This window comes from Agrobacterium sp. 6Ca8 (assembly GCF_055382765.1).
Genome location: NZ_AP026434.1, coordinates 1782501 through 1800507 on the forward strand (window position 1 = coordinate 1782501; position 18007 = coordinate 1800507).

Annotated in this window: 13 protein-coding genes; 5 read left to right on the forward strand and 8 right to left on the reverse strand. The window is 58.7% G+C overall.

Annotated elements, in window-relative coordinates:
- Positions 1 to 224 precede the first annotated feature (224 nt).
- Positions 225 to 2171 (forward strand): M23 family metallopeptidase, encoded by a 1947-nt coding sequence (locus ACZ5A6_RS22280; RefSeq protein ID WP_004432116.1) that lies wholly within the window; start codon positions 225 to 227, stop codon positions 2169 to 2171.
- Between the two features lie 68 nt (positions 2172 to 2239).
- On the opposite strand, the gene clpB is transcribed toward ACZ5A6_RS22280, so the two are convergent.
- The 6 genes from clpB to ACZ5A6_RS22310 all read right to left on the reverse strand — a co-directional run bounded on the left by clpB (position 2240) and on the right by ACZ5A6_RS22310 (position 12137).
- Positions 2240 to 4864, reverse strand: coding sequence for an ATP-dependent chaperone ClpB (clpB, locus tag ACZ5A6_RS22285; protein WP_111799424.1), 2625 nt, complete (start codon positions 4862 to 4864; stop codon positions 2240 to 2242).
- Positions 4865 to 5236: 372 nt separating this feature from the next.
- Positions 5237 to 6043 carry a DUF4167 domain-containing protein gene (locus ACZ5A6_RS22290; RefSeq protein ID WP_065663270.1) on the reverse strand — a complete coding sequence of 269 codons (807 nt, stop codon included), beginning with the start codon at positions 6041 to 6043 and terminating at the stop codon, positions 5237 to 5239.
- A 395-nt stretch (positions 6044 to 6438) separates the two neighbouring features.
- Complete coding sequence (gene prmC / locus ACZ5A6_RS22295; RefSeq protein WP_111799423.1) at positions 6439 to 7308, reverse strand: peptide chain release factor N(5)-glutamine methyltransferase; 870 nt, start codon at positions 7306 to 7308, stop codon at positions 6439 to 6441.
- Complete coding sequence (prfA, locus tag ACZ5A6_RS22300; protein ID WP_464111409.1) at positions 7305 to 8387, reverse strand: peptide chain release factor 1; 1083 nt, start codon at positions 8385 to 8387, stop codon at positions 7305 to 7307. The genes prmC and prfA overlap by 4 nt, the downstream gene beginning before the upstream one ends.
- A gap of 28 nt (positions 8388 to 8415) precedes the next feature.
- A complete protein-coding gene (ptsP, locus tag ACZ5A6_RS22305; RefSeq protein WP_004432101.1) occupies positions 8416 to 10683 on the reverse strand; it encodes a phosphoenolpyruvate--protein phosphotransferase in 2268 nt (755 codons plus the stop codon).
- A 176-nt stretch (positions 10684 to 10859) separates the two neighbouring features.
- Positions 10860 to 12137, reverse strand: coding sequence for an aspartate kinase (locus ACZ5A6_RS22310; RefSeq protein ID WP_004432098.1), 1278 nt, complete (start codon positions 12135 to 12137; stop codon positions 10860 to 10862).
- 388 nt (positions 12138 to 12525) lie between these two features.
- Between ACZ5A6_RS22310 and ACZ5A6_RS22315 the strand changes: the two genes are divergently transcribed.
- Positions 12526 to 14373: a DEAD/DEAH box helicase gene (locus ACZ5A6_RS22315; protein WP_004432087.1), complete on the forward strand. Its 1848-nt coding sequence runs from the start codon at positions 12526 to 12528 to the stop codon at positions 14371 to 14373.
- A gap of 121 nt (positions 14374 to 14494) precedes the next feature.
- Here ACZ5A6_RS22315 and ACZ5A6_RS22320 read toward each other — a convergent pair whose 3' ends face one another.
- Positions 14495 to 15733, reverse strand: a complete 1239-nt coding sequence (locus ACZ5A6_RS22320) for a saccharopine dehydrogenase family protein (protein WP_111799421.1) — start codon at positions 15731 to 15733, stop codon at positions 14495 to 14497.
- Between the two features lie 59 nt (positions 15734 to 15792).
- Positions 15793 to 16890 (reverse strand): carboxynorspermidine decarboxylase, encoded by a 1098-nt coding sequence (gene nspC, locus ACZ5A6_RS22325; protein WP_013762135.1) that lies wholly within the window; start codon positions 16888 to 16890, stop codon positions 15793 to 15795.
- Here nspC and ACZ5A6_RS22330 point away from each other — a divergent pair.
- From ACZ5A6_RS22330 to ACZ5A6_RS22340, 3 genes are read left to right on the forward strand one after another with little or no spacing between them, the layout of a single operon-like run.
- Positions 16889 to 17149 carry a hypothetical protein gene (locus tag ACZ5A6_RS22330; RefSeq protein WP_111799420.1) on the forward strand — a complete coding sequence of 87 codons (261 nt, stop codon included), beginning with the start codon at positions 16889 to 16891 and terminating at the stop codon, positions 17147 to 17149. The genes nspC and ACZ5A6_RS22330 overlap by 2 nt on opposite strands.
- Positions 17150 to 17189: 40 nt before the next feature.
- The gene (locus ACZ5A6_RS22335) at positions 17190 to 17534 is read left to right on the forward strand and encodes an ElaB/YgaM/YqjD family protein (protein WP_004432077.1); all 345 of its coding nucleotides are present in this window, start codon (positions 17190 to 17192) and stop codon (positions 17532 to 17534) included.
- A 9-nt stretch (positions 17535 to 17543) separates the two neighbouring features.
- Positions 17544 to 17981, forward strand: a complete 438-nt coding sequence (locus ACZ5A6_RS22340; protein WP_004432075.1) for a hypothetical protein — start codon at positions 17544 to 17546, stop codon at positions 17979 to 17981.
- The last annotated feature ends 26 nt before the right edge of the window (positions 17982 to 18007 follow it).

Genomic DNA, 18007 nt, shown 5'->3' on the forward strand with positions numbered 1-18007 from the left:
TAACAAGGGAATGCAGCCTGAACCCATATGAATGGTGCTGCGCCTTGTTTTGGCCCGACTCCTCGCTAATTGCTTTGCCAACAAAACGTTAATGCGGGCACGCGCGCGAGCCTGTTGCCGGCATATCTATTGAGGGTGCCGATCAATTTGACTCACGGCTTTGAAAGTTGCACACCTTCGCCTGAAGTTTCTGGAGAGCGCATGACCCACGGGGCACAGCTAGTATGACTGCGGATCGCAACGTGATCCGGTCGCTAGGCACGGAACCGCCAATTCTGGCGGAAGGGCGCCGTGCACCCGATCGCCGTGAGATTTCGCTCAGATGGCTTTCCGGCACGTTCCTTACCGGCATTACCTCTTCCATATTGATGGGTGTTGCGCTGTTTGCAGCTCTCGATGGCCGCCAGCAGCTTGCCATTCCGGCCGAGGCCTTCGCCAAGGCGGATATGGGCAACAATACCGCGGAAGCGGCACGCCGCGGCACACGCCTCATTGCGCCCAATATTGCGGCCCGGCCCTCGGACCGCTCGATCATGGAAGTCTCCACCGTTATCAACGAGGGCGACAAGGAAGTGGTCCGCAAGGTTCCCTTTTCCCACGTCAAAATTCCGCTGGCGTCCAACTACGCCAAACAGGACGATTATCCCGCCTTCGATCCCCTGAATATTTTCGCAAGCGGTGACGACAAGGACGCCCCGGCGCCGGCGCCAAGCCGAACGGGCACAATCTACGGCTCCGAGGTCGAATCCGAAGTCAGCCTGAAAACGGTCGCCTTTCCGATCCAGCACTCCAAGTATCCCTTCGCCGGCTCCCTGAGTTTCGACGAGGTGGAGGAGGCAGTGCGCTCGAACGGCTCGATCCTGACAGACGGTAACGAGCAGCTTGCAGCGCTCTATTACATCGACCCCCGTCGTTTCGATAATGATGAGGGTGATGTCGATATCACCGCCGGTCTTGCCGCCCGTGTCGTCGAACAGAATATGTCGGTTTCGACCCCTCAATCGCCCTCGGTTCCGGTCAAGGAATATGCCGACGACGTTATCCCTGCCCGCCAGACCGAAACCATCGAAGCCGCTTTATTCGGCGCGGGTTATTCGAAGGCGCAATCCTCCGAAATCGCTGGCCTGTTGTCACCGCAACTCCAGTCGAACAATGTCGAAAGCGGCGATGTGCTCCGCGTCGGCATTATTCAGGAAGACGACAAAAGCGACATCGTACGCGTAAGCCTTTACCGCAAGGGTCGCCACATGGTCACCATGGCCGTAGACGATCGCAAGAATTTCATCAAGGCCAGCGAACCGCCGAAGCTCGACGCGGTGGCGACGGCCTTTGACAGCACCCCGGCACCGGCCGCCGGCCGCGATCTGCCCAGCGTCTACGATGGCGTTTACCGGGCGGCTCTGGCCTATGGCATGAATCAGGGCATGGTCTCCCAGCTCATCAAGCTTTTGGCCAGTAGCGTTGATTTTCAGGCGCAGTTGAAACCGGCAGATACGCTGGAGGCATTCTTCTCCGTGGAAGATGCGGATGGCAAGGCGACGGACAAGTCCGAGCTGCTCTACGTCAACGCCAAGTTCGGCGATAACGAGACGCGTTTTTACCGGTTCCAGAACCCGGACGATAACAGCATCGACTATTTCGACGAGAACGGTAAGAGCATCCGGCAGTTCCTGTTGCGCAACCCGGTTCCGAACGGCCGTATGACATCAGGTTTCGGCATGCGCCGCCACCCCGTTTTGAAATTCAGCCGCATGCATACCGGCACCGACTGGGCGGCAGCCCGCGGCACGCCGATCATCGCGACAGGCAACGGCACTGTCGAAAAGGCCGGCTGGGCCTCGGGTTACGGCAACCAGACCCTGATCCGCCACGCCAATGGCTACGTCTCCTCCTATAACCACCAGAGCGCCATCGCCAAGGGTGTCACCGAGGGTTCAAAGGTCCGGCAGGGCCAGGTAATCGGTTATGTCGGTTCGACCGGCCTTTCGACCGGCGCGCATCTGCATTACGAGCTGATCGTTAACGGCACGAAAGTGGACGCGATGAAAGTGCGTCTGCCGGGCGGCAAATCGCTTTCCGGCGTAGCGCTCGCGCGGTTCTCCGACGAGAGAAAGCGGATCGACAATCTACTCAACATCGAAGAAAAACCCAATCAGGTGGCGAGCCGTTAGTCCGCCGGGCCTCGTGACCAGAGGGACCGCTATACGAAAAAGGGCTCCGTTACCGGAGCCCTTTCGTTTTATGCCGCATCGGCGGTTTCAGTCTCGGCCTCACCCTTTGGGGGCTTGACCTTGAAAAGCAGCCGGTCGGTGCCAGAGGTCACCTTGACCCGCGATCCGTCCGGGATCTCGCCGCCGAGAATCATTTCGGCGAGCCTGTCCTGAACGGTCTTCTGGATCACACGCTTCAGCGGACGTGCGCCATAGGCCGGATCGTAACCCTTATTGGCAAGCCAGTTGCGGGCATCCTCATCCAGTTCGAGCGTGATCTTGCGATCACCAAGAAGCGAGACGAGGCGCTTGAGCTGGATCTCCACGATTGCACCCATCTCGTCGCGCCGCAGGCGATGGAAGAGGATGATATCGTCGATACGGTTGAGGAATTCCGGCCGGAAATGCGACCGGACCCGTTCCATCACCAGATCGCGAACCGAATCCACATCGTCATTGTCGCCCATCTGCGTCATGAATTCCGAACCGAGGTTCGAGGTCATGATGATGATGGTGTTCTTGAAATCGACGGTGCGGCCCTGACCATCCGTAAGGCGGCCATCATCCAGCACCTGCAACAGGACGTTGAACACATCCGGATGCGCTTTCTCGATCTCGTCAAACAGCACGACCTGATAGGGCCGGCGGCGAACCGCTTCCGTCAACGCACCGCCCTCTTCGTAACCGACATAGCCGGGAGGCGCACCGATAAGCCGGGCAACGGAGTGTTTCTCCATGAATTCCGACATGTCGAGGCGAACCATCGCGGTCTCGTCGTCGAACAGGAACCGGGCGAGCGACTTGGTCAGCTCGGTCTTGCCCACGCCCGTCGGGCCGAGAAAGATGAACGAGCCGATCGGCCGGTTCGGATCCTGAAGACCCGCGCGCGAACGGCGAACCGCCTTGGAAACGGCCTGCACGGCCTCGCCCTGCCCGACCACGGACTTGGCAAGATCGTCTTCCATGCGCAGCAGCTTCTCGCGCTGGCCTTCCAGCATCTTGTCGACAGGAATGCCGGTCCAGCGGGAAACGATGTGGGCGATATTGTCCGCCGTCACCACTTCCTGAACCATCGAGCCAGCACCGGTGCTGTCACGCGCTTCCGCTGCAGCCAGTTCCTTTTCGAGGCCCGGAATGATGCCATAGGTCAATTCACCGGCGCGCTGGAACTGGCCGTTACGCTGGGCACTTGCCAGTTCGTTGCGGGCATCGTCCAGCCGCTTCTTGAGGTCTGCGGCATGGCCCAGCTTCTGCTTTTCCGCCTGCCAGCGGGCCGTCAGGGCATCGGCCTTTTCTTCGGTATCGGCCAGTTCGTCCTCGAGCTTCTTCAGGCGGTCGACGGATGACTGATCCGTCTCCTGCTTCAAGGCTTCTCGTTCGATCTTGAGCTGAATGATCCGGCGATCCAGTTCGTCCAGTTCTTCCGGCTTGGAATCCACCTGCATGCGAAGGCGCGAAGCGGCTTCGTCCATCAAGTCGATTGCCTTGTCGGGCAGGAACCGGTCGGTAATGTAGCGGTTGGAAAGCGTTGCAGCTGCAACCAGGGCCGAATCCGAAATGCGGACCTTGTGGTGCTGTTCGTATTTTTCCTTCAGGCCGCGCAGGATCGAGATCGTGTCCTCAACGGTCGGCTCATCTACGAGCACCGGCTGGAAACGACGGGCAAGGGCGGGATCCTTTTCCACGTGCTTGCGATATTCATCCAGCGTGGTGGCGCCAACGCAGTGCAGTTCACCTCGGGCAAGAGCGGGCTTCAGCAGATTGGACGCATCCATGGCGCCATCGGCCTTGCCGGCACCGACCAGCGTGTGCATCTCGTCGATGAACAGGATAATGCCGCCATTTTCCGCCTGCACTTCGTTCAGGACCGCCTTCAGGCGCTCCTCGAACTCGCCGCGATACTTCGCGCCAGCGATCAGCGCACCCATATCCAGCGCCATAAGCTTCTTGTCTTTAAGGCTTTCGGGCACATCGCCATTGACGATGCGTAGAGCAAGACCTTCGGCAATCGCCGTTTTACCGACGCCGGGTTCACCGATCAGCACGGGATTGTTCTTGGTGCGGCGTGAAAGCACCTGAATTGTCCGGCGGATTTCGTCATCACGGCCAATCACCGGGTCGAGCCTGCCTTCGCGGGCTTCCTCCGTCAGGTCGCGCGCGAACTTCTTCAGAGCGTCGAAGCCCTGTTCGGCATTGGCGCTGTCAGCCGTGCGGCCCTTGCGGATTTCATTGATGACCTGATTGAGCGCCTGCGCCGTCACGCCGCCCTTTTTCAGGGACGCCGAGGTGGAAGCAGAGTTTTCGATCGCCAGCGCCTGCAAAAGACGCTCGACGGTGACGAAACTGTCACCAGCCTTCTTCGCGAGTTCTTCCGCAGTCGAGAACACTTTCGCAAGTGGAGCCGTGAGGGAAAGGCCGCCATTGCCGCCGGAAACCTTGGGCAATTTCGCCAGTGCCGCATCGTTGGCCAGACGCACTTCCTTGGCGTCGCCGCCAGCCCGCTCGATCAGCGATGCCGCCATGCCCTGCTCGTCATCAAGCAGAACTTTCAGCACATGTTCGGCAGAAAATTGCTGGTGATTTTCCGCAAGCGCAAACGTCTGCGCCGATTGCAGAAAACCGCGAACGCGCTCGGAGTATTTTTCAATATTCATAGTCGAACCTCCATATACCGGCCCGCCCGCTTTCGGCACGGATCCGGGTGTTTGGGTTGAGGCTCCCTCAAAGGCAAGCCCCGCTACGGCAGTCGCGTTATACAGATTTCACGATTGCCGCCTCTTGATGGGCGGTTACCGCTGCATGCGGCATCCGTCCTTACTGCACGAATATGGGAGGCATTTTCATCGGTTTAAAGGGGAGGAAAACGACTGCCGGGGAAATTTTAGCCGGACTTGATAAACGTCACGCCTGTTTGCCGCGATTGCCCCCTTCGAACAGCGCCCAAGCTTTTACACCCGACCCCAAAAACAAAAAAAACTCCGGCAAGCCGGAGTTTTTTCAATCGCGTGATATTTTGAAAACCCTGCTTATTCAGCAGCGTTTTCGAGCGTGGCAGGTGTTGCCTCATCACCGGCTGGCGTATCTTCGCCTTCAGCACCCTCAGCACCTTCCGCGGTTGCGGCGCGGCGCGGGCGACGCGGGCGTGGGCCGGTGGCGCGGCGGGCCTTTGGTGCGCGTTCAGTCGCTGGTGCTTCCGTCTGCTGCTGCTGTTCCTCGACGGCCACTTCCATAGGCGTGCCTTCGATGACGGGCTGAGGCGCCTGGCTGGCGTCGTATACCGGCTGCTGCCGTTCGTCCGAAGCCTGCGGCTGGCGCGGCTGGCGCTCCTGCCGTTCACGGCGGTCCGGGCGCTCACGGCGTTCCTGACGCGGCTCGGAACGCTCGGTGCGCTCCTGCCGTTCCTGGCGCTCCGGCTGCTGAACCCGTTCCGGCTGTTCGAACTGCTGCTGCGGTGCACCATCGTCACCGTCGTTCATATCCATATCGTCGGCATCCGAAGCATTGTATTCGCCACGGTCGTCGCGCTGGAAACGCTCCTGCATCTGGGCCTGAGCGGTGGCGATGATACGATTGTAGTGTTCAGCGTGCTGCAGATAGTTTTCAGCGATCACACGGTCGCCAGCACTCTGCGCGTCCCGCGCAAGGGTGGCGTATTTTTCCGCTATGTGCTGGGCTGTGCCACGAATTTTAACATCGGGACCGGAGCTGTCATAAGTCCTGGTGAGCGGGTTACCGCCCTTGCGGTTGAAGTTGTTGTTGTTACCGCCACCATTGTTATTGTTGTTGTTGCTTCCACGCCCCCGGCCGCGCTTGTTTTGCTGTCCTGGCCTCATCAATTGCTCACCTGAATTCTGTTTTGCTGACAATCTGGTTATTTTCATGCAATTCCGGGCGGAAAACCGCTGGAAACTTTTCCTGAAATTGCTCCATTACGCGCCCTGCTGGAGATAACCCCAGACAAGACCCCGCGTATGACGACCGGTCGCGCAAAATGCTGCAACGAGCCACCTGCGAACAAAGTTTACTGATTCACATGCCGGAAACGCCCAGCCTTCAGGGTTCTCAAAAGAACCCGCTTCGGGACTGACCCATACCCTGACGAATCTAAATTCGTCCTCAGCCACCCGGCATGTGGCGGCAAACTATCCCGCTTCATGCGGAAATCCAAGCCTTTTCTTTTGCTGTGCAAAATATCCTTGCAAATAATCCGCAGACGTATCGCGAACAACTATCTCCGGAAGGTCAAAACTCTGTCGTTGCCGCCATAATCCTTCACGGCGTCGAGAAGAGAGAAGCCGTGGGAAGCAAATATAGCGGAAACATCAAGCCTTTGATCGAAACCGATCTCCACACCGACAATCCCGTTTTCCACAAGAAAGCGGCCTGCGTCGGCAGCGATGAGGCGGTACGGTGCAAGGCCGTCCTGACCTCCGTCCAGCGCCGCCATCGGATCGTGATGGCGAACCTCTCGGTCTAGCGTTGTGACGATGTCACTTCTTATATAAGGCGGATTCGACACAATTATGTCAAACCTGCCAGAGATTTTTTTGAACCAGTCGCTACGCATGGTTTCAAAACGCGAGGCGAGACCATTTCGGGCAGCGTTTTTCGCTGCGGTTTCCAGCGCATCGGCGGAGATATCGCTGCCGACGCCAGTTGCTTCCGGACATTCCTTGAGAAGCGCCAGACAGATCGCACCCGTGCCCGTACCCAGATCCAGAATGCGCGCACTGCCCTTGTCGGCAACAATTTTTTTCAACGCAGGCAACAGCGTATCGACGAGAACTTCCGTATCCGGGCGGGGTTCGAGCGTCTCCGTCGATAAAAGAAGATCGAGCCCGTGAAATTCGCGGTGGCCGAGAATACGATGGACTGGCTCTCCGCCTGCGCGTCTTTCGACCATGGCGGCAATGCGGGCGCTTTCTTCCCGAGTGACGGGATGGTCCGGTTTCATCACGAAATCGGTCAGTGAAAAACCGGTAACTTCAGCAACCAGCAGGCGCGCATCAAGCAGCGGATCGGCGATGCCCGCCGCCTGCAGCCGTTTGCGGGCTGCGGCAAGCTCGGTCGAAACGGTCCCGTCAGCGTCGCCACTCAAAGCTGTTGTTCGCCAAGCTGGGCAAGCTGACCGGCCTGATAATCAGCAATCAGCGCGTCCACAAGCTCGTCGATCTCGCCTTCGATCATCCGGTCGAGCTTGTAGAGGGTCAGGTTGATGCGGTGATCAGTGACCCGCCCCTGCGGAAAATTGTAAGTGCGGATGCGCTCGGAACGGTCGCCGGAACCGACCTGGCTCTTGCGGTCGGCTGAACGCTCGCTTTCCACCTTCTGTCGCTCGATGTCGTAAAGACGCGAACGCAGAACCTGCATGGCCTTGGCGCGGTTCTGGTGCTGCGACTTTTCAGAACTGGTAACGATCAAACCCGTCGGAAGATGGGTGATGCGAACGGCGGAGTCAGTGGTATTGACGTGCTGGCCGCCTGCGCCCGAAGCGCGCATCGTGTCGATACGAATGTCTTCCGGGCGAATTTCGACATCGATATCCTCCGCCTCCGGCAGCACGGCAACAGTGGCTGCCGAGGTGTGGATGCGGCCGCTCGCTTCTGTTTCCGGCACGCGCTGCACCCGGTGCACGCCGGATTCGAATTTCAGCTTGGAAAACACCCCTCGCCCGCTGATCGTGGCGATGATTTCCTTGTAACCGCCCGCCTCGCCTTCGCTTGCGGAAAGAACTTCAACTTTCCAGCCCTTGGCTGAAGCGAAGCGCTCATACATGCGAAACAGATCGCCGGCGAAAAGTGCCGCTTCGGATCCGCCCGTGCCGGCGCGGAGTTCGAGGATGGCGCTTTTTTCGTCCGCCGCATCCTTGGGAAGCAGCAGGACCTGCATTTCCTTCTCAAGCTCGCCAATTCGGGCCTCGACCTCCGGCAGCTCCATTTCCGCCAGATCGCGCATGTCCTTGTCGGTTGTCTTGTCGGCAAGCAGCGCCTGCAGATCGGCGGCCTCGGAAACCGCCTTTTCGTATTCGCGGACTTTTTTCACCACCGGCTCAAGTTCGGAATATTCCGAAGCCAGCTTCACATAGACATCCGCTGCCGGACCAGCCGACATCCGCGCTTCGATCTCTCCGAAACGCCTTTCCAACTCGCGCATTTTTTCGACGGGAAGCTTCGCCACCAGTCACTCCGATTATGAAACAGGTCTTTTAAATGGGAATGGAATGCGTCGCGGCAAAGCGTAACAACACCTCGCGCGCGCTTTCCAGCGAATTATGATCGTCGAGCGCAGCGTTCAGCTCATCCGCAAGGCTCGCGGCATCAAGCCCGAGAAGCATGGCCTTGACGGGGCCAATCGCCGTCGGCGACATGGAAACCGAACGGAAACCAAGGCCGATCAAAGCCATGGCCGAAAGTGGCTTGCTTGCCATTTCGCCGCAAAGCGTGACCGAGGTGTGGTGCTTTTCGCCAGCGCGCACGATATCGCGCAGAATGCGAAGGAACGGCTTGCCAAGATTGTCGAAACGATCCGAAACCCTTGCATTGCCGCGATCGACCGCCATCGAAAACTGGAACAGGTCGTTCGAACCGACGGAGACGAAATCCACTTCCTGCATCAGCTCATCGAGCTGCCACATCAGCGAAGGTACTTCCAGCATCGCACCAAATTGCAGCTTTTTCGGAAGCGCATGGCTGAATTTCGAAAGATGCTGCACTTCCTTCTGAAGCAGATCGCGAGCCGCGCGGATTTCGGAAACCTCCGTCACCATCGGCAACATCATGCGTAGTTCAGCACCTGAGGCAGCACGCAGAAGCGCGCGCATCTGCGTGCGCATCAGACCTGGGCGGTCGAGCGACAAGCGGATCGCCCGCCAGCCGAGCGCCGGGTTTTCCTCTTCCTGGCCGCGCATATAGGAAACGACCTTGTCGCCGCCAATATCCAGCGTGCGGAAGGTAACGCTCTTGCCCTTGGCCTGCCGCAAGACGGACCTATAGAACGCTTCCTGCTCCTCGCCCTTGGGCATGTTGGAGGCGATCATGAACTGCAGCTCGGTGCGGAACAGGCCGATGCCATCGGCGCCGGATTCCTCGAGCTGCGGCAGGTCTACGAGAAGACCCGCATTCATCTTGAGGTTGACCTTCTGGCCATCCTTGGTGATCGGCTCGACATTGCGAAGCGCGCGGAACTGCTCCTGGCGCTTGGCACGCAGGCGCACCTTTTCCTCATAGGCGCGCTGCAAATCCGACATCGGGCGCAAATGCACCTGGCCGTCATCGCCGTCGATGATGATGGGATCGTTATTTTCAGCGAGGGCGACGATGCCTGTCGCCTGCCCGATGATCGGAATGCCCATGGCGCGCGCCACGATGACGACGTGGCTCGTCACCGCACCGTCTTCGAGCACCAGGCCGCGCAATTTCTCACGCGGGTAATCCAGCAATTCGGCGGCACCCATGGCGCGCGCCAGAACGATGGCGTCCAGCGGGAAATCATGCTCGGGGCTTCGACCGCCGAAACCGATCAGCTGGCGCAGCAGCCGGTTGGCAAGATCGTCGAAATCATGCATGCGCTCGCGAAGATAGGGATCAGTCAGGCGCATCATGCGCGCCTTTGTGTCGCTCTGCACTTTCTCGACCGCAGCTTCCGCCGTCAGGCCGTTGCGGATAGCTTCTTCCATGCGCCGCACCCAGCCCTGATCGTGGGCGAACATGCGGTAGGTCTCGAGAACCTCGCGATGCTCGCCTTCGGTCGGGACGTCGCGGCGCTGCAACATGTCGTCGATCGACAGGCGCAGCGAACCGATCGCGTCGGCAAGACGCAGGATTTCGGTATCGGCATCCTCATTCAGCAGATTGGTGACAACGATTCGGGGGTCGTGCAGCACGACATGACCAAGACCGATGCCTTCGCCATAAGCATCGCCATCAATGGAAACGGCACGCGTCAGGTCCAGCTCCACACCGGGGCGGGTGATCTTTTTCAATTCACCGCTCGCCACTATTTCAGCGATGAGCATCGCGGTTGTCTCGAGCGCTTCAACTTCATCCTCCCGGTATGTTCGGCTGACCTTGTTCTGGACCACAAGAACGCCAAGAGTGCGACCGGAGCGCAAAATCGGCACGCCGAGGAAGGAATGATAAATTTCCTCACCGGTTTCAGGAAGATAGCGGAAAGCCGGATGCGCCTGCGCATCGGAAAGATTGAGAGGTTGGGCGGAAGCGGCAATGGTACCGACAAGACCCTGCCCCATTTTCAGCTGGGCAAGATGCACGGCATCCTTGTTGAGACCTTCGGTAGCGTAAAGCTCCAGCACGCTGTCGGAACGCAGCACGTAGACCGAGCAAACCTCCGCCACCATGTTGCTGGCTATCTGACGGACGATCTGGTCCAGACGGTCCTGCGGCTCAAGGTGCTCCGCCATCATTTCGCGCAGCCGCTTTAGCAGGACGCGCGGACCTGCAGAAAGGTCTCTCATCGCGTTTGCTCCCCGACGCTTCCGATCCGAATGTCATAATATTCGAGAATCAAAACGTCATTTAAAAAATTTATAGCGCGAGAAGCGCGTCCCGCAAGGGACACGCTTTCATGAAACGCCACATCGGAAAAACGCAACCCCGAAGAATCGGAGCATCGGGAACCGATGTCTCGAACTTAGTTCTTATCGAGACCGTAAGCAGAATGCAAAGTGCGAACGGCCAGTTCGGCATAGGCACCGTCGATCAGGATCGAAATCTTGATCTCGGAGGTGGTGATGGCCTTGATGTTGATGTTCTTCTCGGCAAGCGCCTTGAAGGCGCTGGCAGCAACGCCGGCATGGCTGCGCATGCCGATACCGATGACCGAAACCTTGGCAAGGCCGGTCTCGTTCTGCGCAACGTCAAAGCCGATCTGGGCCTTGTTCTCGTCCAGAACGCGCAGAGCCTTGGCAACGTCGCCAGAAGGAACGGTGAAGGTCATGTCGGTGCGCGACCCATCTTCGGAGATGTTCTGCACGATCATGTCGACATTGATATGCGCTTCGGCCAGTGGCCCGAAGATCGCGGCGGAGACGCCCGGACGGTCGGCCACGCGGCGCAGCGAGATCTGTGCTTCATCCTTGGCATAGGCGATGCCGGTTACGACTTCCTGTTCCACGATTTCTTCCTCGTCACAAATCAAAGTACCGGGCGGGTTGATGAGGTCGCCCATGCCCGGCGCATCGGGATCCTCGAAGCTGGAGCGAACGAAGGTGCGCACCTTGTGTACCATGGCAAGCTCGACGGAGCGAACCTGCAGAACCTTCGCACCGAGAGACGCCATTTCGAGCATTTCCTCGAAAGCGATCTTCTTCATGCGGCGAGCCTTGGGCTCGATGCGCGGATCGGTGGTATAGACGCCATCGACATCGGTATAGATATCGCAACGGTCCGCCTTGACGGCGGCGGCGATGGCAACGGCTGATGTGTCCGAACCGCCGCGACCGAGCGTCGCAATGCGGTTATCCGGGCCGATGCCCTGGAAACCGGCAACAACGGCAACCTGGCCCTCGCCCATGCGGTGAACGATATCCGAACCGTCAATCTCCAGAATGCGGGCGGCACCATGTGCGTTGTCTGTGCGGATCGGAATCTGCCAGCCCTGCCATGAGCGCGCATTGATGCCCATGGATTGCAGCGTTATCGCCAGAAGACCCGATGTCACCTGCTCGCCGGATGCAACGACCGCGTCATATTCGCGTGCATCGTAAAAGGAGGCGGCGTTGGCGCCAGCCACCTTCGCAGCATTCTGCACCCAGTCCACCAACTCGTTGGTTTTACCGGACATGGCGGAAACGACCACGGCCACTTCATGGCCGGCATCCACTTCGCGTTTCACATGCCGTGCGACATTGTGAATGCGTTCGAGGTTCGCGACGGACGTGCCGCCGAATTTCATGACAATGCGAGCCATAGCCTTGACCAGTACCATCCCTTTTTTCCGCCAGCCGTTTTTCAGGTGCGGACAAGAACAAACCCAGTCGGCTCTTTTTGATAAAGAGCCTCAAGTTGCGGGTCTCTTAGCGAAAAGGCGGGGGGCACGCAATGCCGTTTATGAACCATGCGGTACGCCTTTTTTTATAGCCCCGGCGAAAGAAGATGTCGGGATGGAATGGGCGACCGCATGCGGCGCTGTGAAAGAGCGTACCGCAGTGCACTGTACAAACGGGCCTATTCGCAGTATGGAGCGCGGCAATGCAACCGGCCAAATGGCCGTAATGGCCTGCATCGGCTGCCCCGGAGACTTTAGGACCTATTGGTTTCGGGCGGATGCAGGCAGCTTCATATCCGAAAGACGGTAGATGACAGACACCCAGGGTATCGCCCCGGCGATCGCGCAGGCGTTGGAAAAACGCGGCTACAAAGATTTGACCCCCGTGCAGAAGGCCATGCTTTCGCCGGAACTCGCCGACAAGGACGCGCTGGTTTCCGCGCAGACCGGCTCCGGCAAGACAGTTGCCTTCGGCATTGCGCTCGCGACCACGCTACTGTCGGAAAACACCCGTTTCGGCCAGGCTTCCGCGCCGCTGGCACTCGCCATTGCGCCTACCCGCGAACTGGCCATGCAGGTCAAGCGCGAGCTGGAATGGCTTTATGAATTCGCCGGCGTATCGATTGCGTCCTGTGTTGGCGGGATGGATATCCGCAGCGAACGACGCGCACTGGAGCGAGGCGCGCATATTATCGTCGGCACCCCCGGCCGCCTCTGCGACCACATCAAGCGCGGCGCGCTCGATCTGTCGTCGCTACGCGCCGTGGTACTGGACGAGGCCGACGAGATGCTCGATCTCGGCTTCCGCGAAGATCTGGAATTCATTCTGGAAGAATCGCCGGATAACCGCCGCACGCTGATGTTCTCGGCCACCGTTCCGCGCAGCATCGCCAAGCTTGCCGAAAGCTACCAGAAGAACGCCGTTCGCATCGCCACCGCCTCAGAACAGAAGCAGCATGTGGACATCGAATACCGCGCCTTGCTGGTGACCGGCTCCGACCGCGAAAACGCCATCATCAATGCGCTGCGCTTTTACGAAGCCCGCAACGCCATCGTTTTCTGCTCCACACGTGCGGCCGTAAACCATCTGACGGCCCGTCTGAACAATCGCGGCTTTTCCGTCGTGGCGCTTTCAGGCGAACTGACCCAGAACGAACGCACGCATGCGCTTCAGGCAATGCGTGACGGTCGCGCCCGGGTTTGCGTGGCGACTGACGTTGCTGCACGCGGCATCGACCTGCCTGGTCTCGAACTGGTTATCCACGCCGACCTGCCGACCAATTCGGAAACGCTTCTCCACCGTTCCGGCCGTACCGGCCGCGCCGGGCAAAAGGGCGTCAGCGCCATCGTGGTGCCTGTCAACCAGCGCCGCAAGGCCGAACGCCTTCTGGAAGGTGCCAAGGTCAGCGCAGCATGGGTTCGCCCGCCTTCGGTCGAAGAGATCGTTGAACGCGACGGTGCCCGTCTCCTGGCCGATCCGGCTCTCACCGAGGCCGTGGCCGATGACGAGCGTGATTTCGTCAAGCAGCTGCTCGAGCAGCATGGCGCGGAAAAAGTAGCAGCCGCCTTCGTGCGCCTTTATCACGCCGGACGTTCCGCCCCGGAAGACATCACCGAAGTCGCGTTGGACAATACCCGCAAACCGCGCCGCGACAGCTTCGAAACCCCTGAAAACGACGCGCCGCGCCGCGAACGTTCCGACTTTTCCGACAGCGCTTGGTTTTCGCTTTCGGTGGGCCGCAAGCAGAGCGCCGAACCGCGCTGGCTCATCCCCATGCTCTGCCGCTTCGGCAAGATCACCCGTCAGGATATCGGCGCCATCCGCATGCAGCAGACGGAGACCTTCGTGGAACTGGCGGCCGATGCCGTTGATCGTTTCACCTCCGCCATCGGCAAGGACATGATGCTCGAAAAGGGCATTCGTCTGAAGGCGCTGGAAGGCAAGCCGGAAATGACCGGCAGTGTTCGTGAGGACACCCGCCCGGCCACGGCTCAGCGGAAGTTCAACAAACCCAATAATGCTGGCGGCGCAGCCGACGACCGCAAGGGCGACGACAAGCCCTGGAAAAAGAAAAAGACCTTCGGCGACAAGCCCAAATTCGAAGGCAAGAAGGACCGGCCTTTCGAAAAGCGCGGACCGAAGCCGGCAAAGGGCTGATGCGCGGGTCAGTACCGTGCGGTAAATCCTCGGCTTAAGGCCGAGGATGATGCCAAGTAACTGGCAAACTTCATCACAAAAAAAGCCCCGCTTTTGCGGGGCTTTTTATTGTCTTGATGGATCAGAACGTCAGGGCGCGGTCGCCGTTTTCGTCCTTGATACGGCTTGGAAGGCCAATCTTGTTCAGAAGGTTCAGGAAAGGCTGCGGTGGCAGTTCTTCCACATTGGCCATCTGCTTCACATCCCACTCGCCGGTGGCAATCAGCATGGCGGCGGCGACCGGAGGAACGCCGGCGGTGTAGGAAATGCCCTGCGATCCAACTTCCTCGTAGGCTTCCTTGTGGTCGGCCACGTTGTAGATGAAGACTTCGCGTTCCTTGCCATCCTTGATGCCCTTGACGACATCGCCGATGCAGGTCTTGCCGACATAGTCGGGTGCAAGCGAAGACGGATCCGGCAATACGGCCTTGACCACCTTCAACGGCACGACTTCCAGACCTTCGGCAGTCTTGACCGGCTTTTCGGAGAGAAGACCGAGGTTCTTCAGCACGGTAAAGACGTTGATGTAGTGATCGCCGAAGCCCATCCAGAAGCGCACATCGGCGCCATCCATGTTTTTGGATAGCGAATGCACTTCGTCATGGCCGGTCATATAGGCCTTCTGCTTGCCGACAACCGGCAGATCGAATTCCTGGCCGACCTCGAACATCTGGTTCGTCTGCCACTGGCCATTCTGCCAGGAATAGACGACACCGGTGAATTCGCGGAAGTTGATTTCCGGATCGAAGTTGGTGGAGAACCAGCGGCCATGGCTGCCGGCATTGATATCGACGATATCGACCGAAGTGACCTTGTCGAAATATTCATCCTTGGCAAGGCGGGCATAGGCATTGACCACGCCGGGATCGAAACCGACGCCGAGCAGTGCCGTTACGCCCTTTTCCTTGCATTCGGCAGCGCGCTTCCACTCGTAGTTTCCGTACCACGGCGGCGCCTCGCAAATCTTGGTGGGATCCTCGTGGATCGCCGTATCCATATAAGCAACACCCGTGTCCATGCAGGCACGAAGAACGGACATGTTGACGAAAGCCGAACCGACGTTGATGACGATCTCTACGCCGGTTTTCGTAATCAAGGCTTTCGTCGCCTCGATATCCATCGCGTCAAGCGCATGGGCCTCAAGTTTCACATCTGTCTTGAGGCTCTTCTTTTCGCGTACGGACTCGACAATCTTGCGGCACTTTTCAAAAGTCCGTGACGCAATATGAATGTCTCCCAATACATCGCTGTTCTGGGCGCATTTATGCGCCACGACCTGTGCTACGCCACCGGCGCCGATGATCAGAACGTTCTTCTTCATTTCAGGTGATGCCTCCTTTTCCCCGCAGGGATCAGCTTCGTTTCATGTTAAAACAGGGTTTAAGACAGGCTTTGCTCGAAATCGGCAAAGTCGAATTCGCGAACGGCACGCACGCTGCCGTCGAGTTCCTTGATGGCAATCGCCGGCATCTTCACGCCATTGAACCAGTTCTTCTTGACCATGGTGTAGCCGGCCGCATCCTCAAAGGAGATACGATCACCGACCTTCAGCTCCTTGTCGAACCGGAAGTCGCCGAAAATATCGCCGGCAAGGCAGGATTTACCGCAGACCATGTAGGGATGTTCGCCCTCGTTCGGCAAAACCTTGGCGGTTTCGCGGTAGATCAGGAGGTCAAGCATATGCGCTTCGATGGAGCTGTCGACGATGGCGAGGTTCTTGCCATTGAACAGCGTGTCGAGAACCGTCACTTCAAGCGTCGTGCTCTTGGTGATCGACGCTTCGCCGGGCTCAAGATAGACCTGAACGCCGTATTTTTCCGAAAAGGCCGCCAGGCGATCGCAGAACTGGTCGAGCGGATAGTTGTCGCCGGTAAAATGGATGCCGCCGCCGAGGCTGACCCATTCCGCACGCGACAGGAGCGATCCGAATTTCTCTTCGATCTGCGTCAACATGCGGTCGAACAACGAAAAATCGCCGTTTTCGCAATTGTTGTGGATCATGAAGCCAGAAATCCGGTCCATGACCTTGTCGACCTTGGCGACATCCCATTCGCCGAGACGGCTGAAGGGACGTGCGGGATCGGCAAGATCGAAGCTCGAAGAGCTGACCTGCGGATTGAGGCGCAGACCCCGGGTGATACCGGAGGCCTTTTCTGCAAAGCGCTCAAGCTGGCTGATGGAATTGAAGATGATCTTGTCCGCGTTCGAAATCACCTCGTCGATTTCGTAGTCGGCATAAGCGACGGAATAGGCGTGGGTTTCGCCACTGAATTTCTCGCGGCCCAGACGTACTTCATAAAGCGACGACGAGGTGGTGCCGTCCATATATTGCGACATGAAATCGAAAACGGACCATGTTGCAAAGCACTTCAGCGCCAGAAGCGCCTTGGCGCCGGATTTTTCCCGCACATAGGCAATCTTCTCCATGTTGCGAAGAAGTTTTGTCTTGTCGATGAGGTAATAGGGCGTCTGAAGCATGGCGTTTCACATATTGATTGAAGTCAAGGTCCGTCTGGATGATGGGCCTTATATGATGCTTGTTACAGGAAAACAAATGTCCGGCACCGAATTCCCGGAAAATTGCCCCCGCCGCAAAATCCGCGGGAGAAAACTCGCCAAGCCGCGGAACCAAGCGGGCATCGGCGCGTTTGAATGGCGGACAATCGGGTTTACGGCTGCCGCAACGAAAGTTCGTAAGCGTCGGCATTCATCCGCGGCGGCAGTCTTTTTGACCTGACGCCATTTCCATCAACGATGTTCCAGGAAGGACTTCACCCATGGCAAGCGTGCGTAGCAGCGTCAACGACAAGATCCAGCAATCCCTCGAAAACGGCGATGCAGCCGATGTGGCAGCACAGCTTGCCCAACTTCGCGAAGATCTGGCAAATCTTGCCAAGAGCGTTAAGGCGCTGGGCGTTGGAGCCTCGCATGAACTGAAGGCGCAGGCCGCCCGCGTGGCCGACGACGCACTGACCGCTTCCGGCGAGATGGCCGACAGCGTTCGCAACGAAATTTCCTCGCTGAACGACAATCTGACGGATCAGGTCCAGAAGAACCCGCTGCAGTCCCTCGGCATCGCCGTTGGTGTCGGTTTCGTGCTCGCCCTCCTCACACGTCGATAAGGCCGCATCATGCTTGAGGCATTGCTGGTCTATCTGGGAGACACCCAGCGTGAAGGACGCGTCGTGACGCGGCGCCTGCGCGCCACGATAATCCTTTGGGTGCTGACCGGGATATTCTTCCTGATCGCCTTCGTAGCGGCTGTCGTGGCGGGGTCCATCTATCTTGCCCGGCATGTCGGCGCGGGGCCGGCCGCGCTTGTGGTAGCCGGTACGGCGTTTCTGCTTGGTGTCATCATGCTGGTGGCGCTTGCGATCGTCAAACGTCCGAGAGCCTATGCCGCAAGACGACCCGTCGCATCCTTGACGGCGGCTCCCTTGACCGCAGCACCTCTGGCGCTGCAATCACTGCTGACGCTGGCGATCCAGGCGCGCCCCTACGCGACGCTCGCCGTTGCCATGGCTGCCGGCTTTCTGGCAACCAGAGCCAACACCAGGAAAAAGAAATAGGCACGCCTTCGGGCGCGTTTAAGGCT